We start from the raw sequence: 7,652 nt of genomic DNA, 5'->3' as shown, positions 1-7,652 counted from the left end.
GCCCGCCGCGCCCGCCGCAGCGCCAGCCGCAGCGCCAGCCACACCGCCCGCCGCACCGCCCGCAGCAGCCCCCGCAGCAAGGGCAGCAGCGCCCGCACCCGCAGCCGGCTCGGCCGCGATGTGGACGAGTTCGAAGTCGTCGACGTCCGGCCGGAACTCGTCCACGCCGGGAGAGGTCGATACCGGCGGCAGATACGGCACCGGCAGGGGGGTGAAGTCGAGCACCTCGAGCAGTTCGTCGACGTCGATGTGCTTGGGGCTGAGCCCGCCGCGGAGCACATTGTCCGACGCCGCCATCAACTCCACGCCGAGACCGGACAGGTAGGCGTGGATGTTGCCGGCCGGCAAATACAGCACCTCGCCGCGCTTGAGCGAGACCCGGTTGGTCAGCAGGGAGATCACGATGCCGGGGTCTCCCGGGTAAGCGCGGGCGAGGTCCCGCACGGTGGCGAACTCGAGCGGGAACTCGATGATGGCGCCGCCCTCGGCCAGGTACGTGGCGCTGTCGGCGAGCAGCACGACGCGTTCGACCAGCCAGGCCACCTCGCCGGAGTCTCCGCCGCGGCCGTCACGCAGCAGCCAGTCGACGCAGTCGCGCAGCGCGTCCGGTCCGAGCAGGTGGCGTTCGAGGGCGTCGAGGGCGCCGGGCTGCGGGTCGTCCGAGGCCACGTCGAGCGCCCGGAGTTCGCCGAGGATGCGCCGGATCTCAGTCAGCTCGCGAAAACCGCAGAGCGCCTCGAAGGTGTCGCTCAGGGCGAAGATCACCTCGGGCTTGTGGAACGGGTCGCGGTAGTTGCGGTCGGCCGCGGTCTGCGGGATACCGGCTGCGTTCTCCAGGGCGAAGCCGCTGCGCGCACGCTCACTGGTCGGGTGCGCCTGCAGCGAGAGGGGACTCTGCGCGGCGAGCACCTTCAGCAGGAACGGCAGCCGCGGCGGAGCCGACCCGGCGGGCGAACCGTTCGCGTGCGCGGCCGCCGCTGCGCCGAGGGCGACCTCGGGGGACGCCGTGATCCAGTCCAGCAGCGTGCGGTGCCCGCCGACCTGGGCCGGGTCGACGATCAGCGAGGGCGACCCGGGATGCGCGCCCAGCCAGAGCTCGGCCTCCGGTTTACCCGACGGAGCGTAGCCGAGCAGTCCGGAGATGGCGGTGGTCGATCCCCAGGCGTAGTACCGCGGCGAATTGGTGATGCCCACAAACATGGTTGGCTCCTGCACTGTTCGGTTTAGACCAAACTACCAAGGGCTTTCGGCCAGGCCAGGGGCCCACCTAGGCTGGCGAGAATTCGCCGACCGCCGCAAGCGAGGCCGTCGCCCTCTGCAATGGAGCACCAAATGAACTTCGAGCTACTTCCCAGCGACTTCTTCGGCTACGAGAATCTGCTCACCGATCAGGAGAAAACCGCGCTGACCAATCTGCGCGCCTACCTCGAGTCCGACGTGCGGCCGATCGTGAACGGATGCTGGGAGCGCGCCGAATTCCCGGCCGAGGTCATCCGCCCGCTGGCGCAGCTCGGGGCCTACTCGTTCGGCTGGCCCGAGACCCGCCCGTTCGAGAACTCGGCCGTGTTCCGCGGTTTCGTCGCCCTGGAGGTCGCCCGGGTGGACGCATCCGTCGCCACCTTCGTCGGTGTGCAGAACGGGCTGGCCTGCGGCACGATCGCGGCGACGGGATCTCAGGAGCAGCGCGACGAGTGGCTGCCGCGGCTGGCTTCGGGCGAGATCGTCGGCGCCTTCGGCCTGACCGAGCCGTTCTCCGGCTCCGACGCGGCCCAGGGGCTGCGCACCACGGCGACCCGAACCGGCGACACCTGGCTGCTCAACGGGGAGAAGCGCTGGATCGGCAACGCCACCTTCTCCGACATCACCATCATCTGGGCGAAGGACACCGCCGACGGCATGGTGAAGGGCTTCCTCGTGCCCACCGACACGGCCGGGTACTCGGCGACGAAGATCGACGGCAAGATCAGCCTGCGCGCAGTGCAGAACGCGGACATCGTGCTGGAGAACGTGGTCGTGCCCGAGCGCAACCGGCTGCAGAACGCGAACTCGTTCCGGGACACCGCCAAGGTGCTGCGCCTGACCCGGGCCGAGGTGGCCTGGGCCGCCGTCGGCACCTCGATCGGCGCCTACGAGGCCGCGGTCGCCTACGCGAAAGAGCGCGTGCAGTTCGGCAAGGAGATCGGCGGGCACCAGCTCGTGCAGGACCTGCTGGTGAAGTCGCTCGGCAACATCACCGCCAGCCTGGGCATGGTGGTGCGGGTGTCGCAGATGCTCGACGAGGGCAGCCAGCGCGACGAGCACGCCGCCCTGGCGAAGCTGTACACGACGGCACGGATGCGCGAAACGGTCGCCTGGTGCCGCGAACTCTTCGGCGGGAACGGCATCGTCCTCGACTATGACGTGGCCCGCTTCTTCGCCGACGCCGAGGCCGTGTACTCGTACGAGGGCACCAGGGAGATGAACACGCTGATCGTCGGGCGCAGCATCACCGGCCAGGCGGCCTTCGTCTAGCAGAGCGGGAGGGCGGGAGCCCGCACGCCCCTCTCCCGCCCGAGCCGCTCTCCCGCCCGCGCCCTGAACGAATTCGACGGAGATTTTGCCGAAATCGGACCCTAACGGCCCGAAATTGGACTTTTACAGAAGAATCTCCGTCGAATTGGTTAGGAGAGGGTGAGGAAGAGCTTCTCCAGCTCGTCGACCGTGAGGGAGTTCTGCCCATCCGGGTTGTCGAGGCATTCCCGCATCGCCGTCGACACGATCACGAACCCGGCCCGGTCGAGCGCGCTCGATACGGCGGCGAGCTGGGTGACGACGTCCTTGCAGCTGCCGCCGGCCTCGACCGCGGTGATGACCGCCCCGAGCTGGCCCTGGGCCCGGCGCAGCCGGTTGACGATCTTCTTCTGGTTCTGGTCGGGTTCCATGATCAGGCCTTTCGGGCGAAGGTGGCGGGGGTGAGGGTGGAGACGCCGGCCGTCCAGGTGCGGTAGCCGCCGTCGAGGTTCAGCACGTCCCGGCCGTTCTGGCTGAGGATGCGGGCCGCGGTGTGTCCGCGCTGCCCCACCTGGCAGTGCACGACCAGGGTTCCGGCGGGCAGTTCGCCGAGGCGCTCGCGCAGCTCGTCCAGGGGCACGTTGACGGCGCCCGGGATGCTGCCGGCGGCGAATTCGCCGGCCGTACGCACGTCCACCAGGGTGGCGCCGGCCGCCTGGGCGGCCTCCAGCTCGTGCCACTGCAGATTGCGGGTCGTTCCGGCGGCGAGGTTCGCGGCGACGTAGCCGAGCTGGTTGATCGGGTCCTTCGCCGAGCCGTACTGCGGCGCGTAGGCGAGTTCGAGGCGGGTCAGGGCGGATGCCGTCAGCCCGCCCGTCATCGCCGTCGCCAGGATGTCGATGCGCTTGTCGACGCCGCTGCCGCCGATGATCTGGGCGCCCAGGATGGCATCCGACTCCGGGTCCACCAGGAGCTTCATCGACATGGTCTCGGCACCCGGGTAATAGGTGGCGTGCGAGGCCGGGTGGGTGTGCACGACCCGGTGCGCGCGGCCCTGGGCGACGAGGCGTTTCTCGCTCCAGCCGACCATGGCCGCCGTGAGGCCGAAGACGCCGACGATGGCGGTGCCGAGGGCCGGCGACGCCGGCTCCGGCGTTCCGGCGATGCTGTCGGCGGTCGCCCGGCCGTGCCGGTTCGCGAGCCCGGCCATGGTGATCAGGGTGCCCTGGCCGCTGATGGCGTCGATCTTCTCGACCCCGTCGCCGACGGCCCAGATCGAGGGGTCGTTCGTCTGCTGGGTGTCGTCGACCTCGATTCCGCCGCTGGCGCCGATGGTGAGCCCGGCCCGGGAGGCGAGGGAGGTGTCGGGGACGACACCGACGGAGTCGATCACGAGGTCGGCGGGCACGATGGTGCCGTCGCTGAGCTCGACTCCCCCGTTCGCGGCGGCCACGACCGTGCTGTGCAGCCGCACGTCGACGCCGCGGGCGCGCAGCTCGTCGAGCACCGGCGCGGCCATTTCGACGTCGAGGGGGCCGAAGACCTGGGCGCCGAACTCCACCAGGGTCACGGCGACTCCGCGGTGCACGAGGTTCTCGACGGCCTCGAGGCCGATGAAGCCCGCACCGATCACCACGGCGGATGCCGGGCCGGTGATGTCGCGGAGCAGGGCGTCGATGTGGTCGACGTCGTCGACCGTGCGCAGGGTGCGTGTGGCGAGCCCGGCCGGGGTGATCCCCGTGCGGGCGGTCGCGCCGGCCGCGAGGATGAGCCGGTCGTAGGCCTCCACGGTTTCGACGCCGGTCTGGGTGTGGCGCACGGAGACGGTCTTCGCGTCGCGGTCGATGCCGGTCACCTCGTGGTCGACGCGCACGTCCAGGTTGAACCGGGCGGCCAGCGAGGCGGGGGTCTGGAGCAGCAGGTTCTGGCGGTCCTGGATCACGCCGCCGACGTAATACGGCAAACCGCAGTTCGCGAATGACACATAGTGCCCGCGTTCGAATACAATGATTTCACCCGTCTCGTCCAGCCGCCGCAATCGCGTAGCCGCCGACATACCGCCTGCAACTCCGCCAACAATGAGTGTTTTCACAAGTGCCTCCGGGATAAGTATACCCCCCGGGGTATTAAAAGTGACGAAAAGTGACCCCGCCTCGCCACTACCCTTAGTGTCATGCCCTCTGTCCAGAGCCGTTTCGTCGTTCGCACCTTCGCGACCCTCGTGTTCTTCTCCGTTCTGGCCGGGCAATTCTGGCGCAGCCTGCTCGGCTGGTGGGGCTACGGCGCGATCGTTCTGATCATCGGCGCCGGCATCCTCATCGGCCTCGTCCGCCTGAAGCCGGACTGGATGTGGCCCCGGTTCCCGAAGTCGCTGATCGCGTTTCTCGGGCTGGCCACCCTGTCGCTGGTCTGGACGAACTACCTGGGCGCGTCCCTGATCGGCATCACACTGCAGTGGGTGACCACCTTCGCCGCACTCTTCCTCGCCCTCTGCCTGACCTGGACCGAACTTCTGCGCGCCCTCGGCGCGGCCCTGCGCTGGGCGCTCGGGCTGTCCCTGGTCTTCGAGGTGACCGTCGGGCTCTTCGTGCGGCAGCCCGTGCTCCCGTTCTGGGTCGACTACGGCACCGACACTGTGCCGCAGGCCTTCTACTGGTCACGCGGGCTCCTCTTCCACGGCGGGCCGATCGAGGGCATCGTCGCCAACCGCAACCTGCTCGGCTTCCTGGCCCTCCTCGCCGTGATCGTCTTCGCCCTGCAGCTGGCGGCCGGAACCGTGCGCCGCGGCTGGGGCGTGGCCTGGCTGTCCCTCGCCGTGCTGATCCTGGTGCTGACCCGGTCCGCGACCGTCAGCTTCGCCGCCGTCGTCGTGGCCGTGGTGCTCGGCCTCGCGCTCTTGGCCCGTCGCCGCGGCCCGGACCGGAGAGGCGTCGTCTACCTGACGGCCGCGGCATCCGTCGTCGCCGTGTCCGCGGCGTTGGCCGCCCTCGCCCCCCGGATCCTGCCGCTGCTGGGCAAGAGCGCGGACCTCACCGGCCGCCTGGACATCTGGCGGAGCGTGATCGACCTGGCCGGTCAGCGCCCGGTGCAGGGCTGGGGCTGGGTGAGCTACTGGGCGCCGTGGGCCGAGCCGTTCAAGGGTCTCGCGGTGCGCCGGGGCGTCGTCTACCTGCAGGCCCACAACGCCTGGCTCGACGTCTGGCTGCAACTGGGTATCCTCGGCCTGATCATCTTCATCGCCCTGGTGCTGTCGACGCTGTGGCGGTCCTGGCTCCTCGCCGTCGACCGGCCGCGCCGCACCGTTGCCGACACTGCGCCGTACACGGTCTCCTCGCTGCTGCCGCTGCTGCTGCTGACCGCTCTCCTCGCGCAGAGCGTCGCCGAGAGCCGGATGCTGATCGAGTCCGGCTGGGTTCTTCTGGTGGTGCTCGCCGTGACGACCAAGAGAGCCCAGTCATCCGTTCAGACGCTGCCGTGAGCGGTAGCGTGGAACAGCCATGACCTACCGCGCGAACCGACCCGCCGCTCCGGCCCCGTTTACGCGCCTGTTCGCGTCACCGAAGTTCGCGGCCGCACTGACCGTGCTCATCCTCGGCTTCGCGTTCGGCACCCACGCCGTGCGCAGCCTGATCGGCTGGCCCGGCCTGCTGGGCGTGCTGGTCGGTCTGGTGGCACTGGCGGCGTTCTCGCTCAGCGCCCGCTGGGCCAGCATCGACTGGCACGGGCTGCTGCCGATCTCGATCATGGTCTTCGTGGGCTGGTGCGCCCTGTCGTTGCTCTGGACGGGCTACCCGTTCGAGACCCTCAGCGCCGTGCTCTACCAGCTGGCCTTCACGTTCCTGGCCGTCTACATCGCCCTGGCCCGCGACACCATCCAGATCGTGCGCGCCACCGGGGACGTGCTGCGCTTTCTGCTCGTGGCGTCCCTGGCGCTGGAGGTGCTGTCCGGGCTCCTGCTCGACCTGCCCATCGCCTTCCTCGGCATCCAGGGCAATATCGCCACCCTGGGGCCGGTGCAGGGCCTCTTCGGCTCCCGCAACCTGTTCGGGCTCGTCTCGCTGATCGCCGGGGTCACCTTCGTGGTCGAGCTGCGGTCCCGGTCGGTCCCCCGGTCAATCGGCGTCGGCTCGATCGCCCTCGCCGGCTTCGCCCTGCTGCTCACCCGCTCCCCCGTCATGCTGGTCGTCGCGCTCTTCGTGGGGGTCGCGGCGCTGGCCCTGTACTGGCTGCGCCACACGCCGGCCGAGGGCCGGTGGATCCTGCAGATCGGGCTGCTCATCACCTCCGCGGTCGCCGGCATCGCGGGGTTCATCGCCCGGGCGCGCATCACCGAACTGCTGAACGCGGGCAGCGAATTCGAGGTGCGGTCGACGCTGTGGAGCGAAATGTGGCGTCTGGGCCGGCTGCATCCGTTGGAGGGATGGGGCTGGGCCGGGCTCTGGCCGGCCCAGGTGACCCCGTACGGCTGGCTGGACTTCGTGACCGGGCGGGAGCACACCTCCGGGCTGAACGCCTTCCTCGACGTCTACTTCCAGGTCGGGCTGGTCGGCCTGCTCGCCTTCCTCGCCCTGGTCGGGCTCGCGTTCTGGCGGTCCTGGCTGCTCGCCTCGGACAAGCGCCCGGTGGTCTACGTGTGGTCGCCGCTGATCCTGGTGCTGCTACTGGTCACCTCGGCGGCGGAGAGCACCGTGCTGGTCGAGTTCGGCTGGCTGCTCCTGCTGATCTGCGCGGTCAAGGCCGCGCAGGGCAAGAGCTGGCGCAGCCTGCTGCAGCCCAGCCCGCACCGCTACCACGAGTAGCGGGCCGCGCGCCCGGAAAACGGCAGCCGAGACCGCGACCGCCGCCGCAGCAGCCGCAGCCGCAGCGGCAGCGGCAGCGGCAGCGGCAGCGGCAGCTCAGACCGGCTGGGCCAGGTCGCGCAGCACGTCCTGCAGGCCGAGCCCGAACCGGACGTAGTCGCCGGCGCGCCAGCCCGCGAGCACGGGCGCCAGCCGGGCCGGACGCAGGGCCGGGAGGGTGCTGCGCCGGCGTTCGTGCGCCAGCTTGGCGTCGATCAGGGCGAGTGTGGCGGCCGACGGCGCCGGCTGCAGCAGCGCGGCCCGCTCCTGCAGGGCCTGGGCGCGGGCCAGCAGGCGGGCGTTGCGGGCCGTGCGCGGCGCCCG

6 protein-coding genes and 1 pseudogene are annotated in these 7,652 nt (G+C 70.4%); 3 read left to right on the top strand and 4 right to left on the bottom strand.

Annotated elements, in window-relative coordinates:
• Window positions 1-1,200, bottom strand: a 1,200-nt coding sequence (gene manA, locus E3T24_RS14250) for a mannose-6-phosphate isomerase, class I (protein ID WP_134434770.1), incomplete at its 3' end; no start/stop codon positions are given.
• Window positions 1,201-1,332: 132 nt separating this feature from the next.
• On the opposite strand from manA, the gene E3T24_RS14245 reads away from it, so the two are divergent.
• Window positions 1,333-2,511 carry an acyl-CoA dehydrogenase family protein gene (locus tag E3T24_RS14245; RefSeq protein ID WP_134367587.1) on the top strand — a complete coding sequence of 393 codons (1,179 nt, stop codon included), beginning with the start codon at window positions 1,333-1,335 and terminating at the stop codon, window positions 2,509-2,511.
• Between the two features lie 149 nt (window positions 2,512-2,660).
• Here E3T24_RS14245 and E3T24_RS14240 read toward each other — a convergent pair whose 3' ends face one another.
• Together E3T24_RS14240 and E3T24_RS14235 are read right to left on the bottom strand one after the other, a co-directional pair.
• Entirely contained in the window at window positions 2,661-2,921 is a 261-nt protein-coding gene (locus E3T24_RS14240) for a metal-sensitive transcriptional regulator (RefSeq protein WP_134367589.1), read from the bottom strand.
• Between the two features lie 2 nt (window positions 2,922-2,923).
• Window positions 2,924-4,582 carry an FAD-dependent oxidoreductase gene (locus tag E3T24_RS14235; protein WP_134367591.1) on the bottom strand — a complete coding sequence of 553 codons (1,659 nt, stop codon included), beginning with the start codon at window positions 4,580-4,582 and terminating at the stop codon, window positions 2,924-2,926.
• A gap of 81 nt (window positions 4,583-4,663) precedes the next feature.
• On the opposite strand from E3T24_RS14235, the gene E3T24_RS14230 reads away from it, so the two are divergent.
• Window positions 4,664-5,968, top strand: coding sequence for an O-antigen ligase family protein (locus E3T24_RS14230; RefSeq protein WP_134434769.1), 1,305 nt, complete (start codon window positions 4,664-4,666; stop codon window positions 5,966-5,968).
• A 19-nt stretch (window positions 5,969-5,987) separates the two neighbouring features.
• On the top strand, window positions 5,988-7,289 hold the full coding sequence (locus E3T24_RS14225; RefSeq protein WP_134367595.1) for an O-antigen ligase family protein: 1,302 nt from the start codon (window positions 5,988-5,990) through the stop codon (window positions 7,287-7,289).
• A 96-nt stretch (window positions 7,290-7,385) separates the two neighbouring features.
• On the opposite strand, the pseudogene E3T24_RS17450 reads toward E3T24_RS14225, so the two are convergent.
• A pseudogene (locus tag E3T24_RS17450) lies at window positions 7,386-7,652 on the bottom strand (glycosyltransferase family 2 protein); the annotation flags it as partial.

This window comes from Cryobacterium sp. TmT2-59 (assembly GCF_004403545.1).
In the GTDB taxonomy this organism is placed as follows: Bacteria; Actinomycetota; Actinomycetes; order Actinomycetales; family Microbacteriaceae; genus Cryobacterium; species Cryobacterium shii.
The sequence above is the reverse complement of the archived record's forward strand: the minus strand, read 5'-3'. Positions and strand labels throughout refer to the sequence as shown.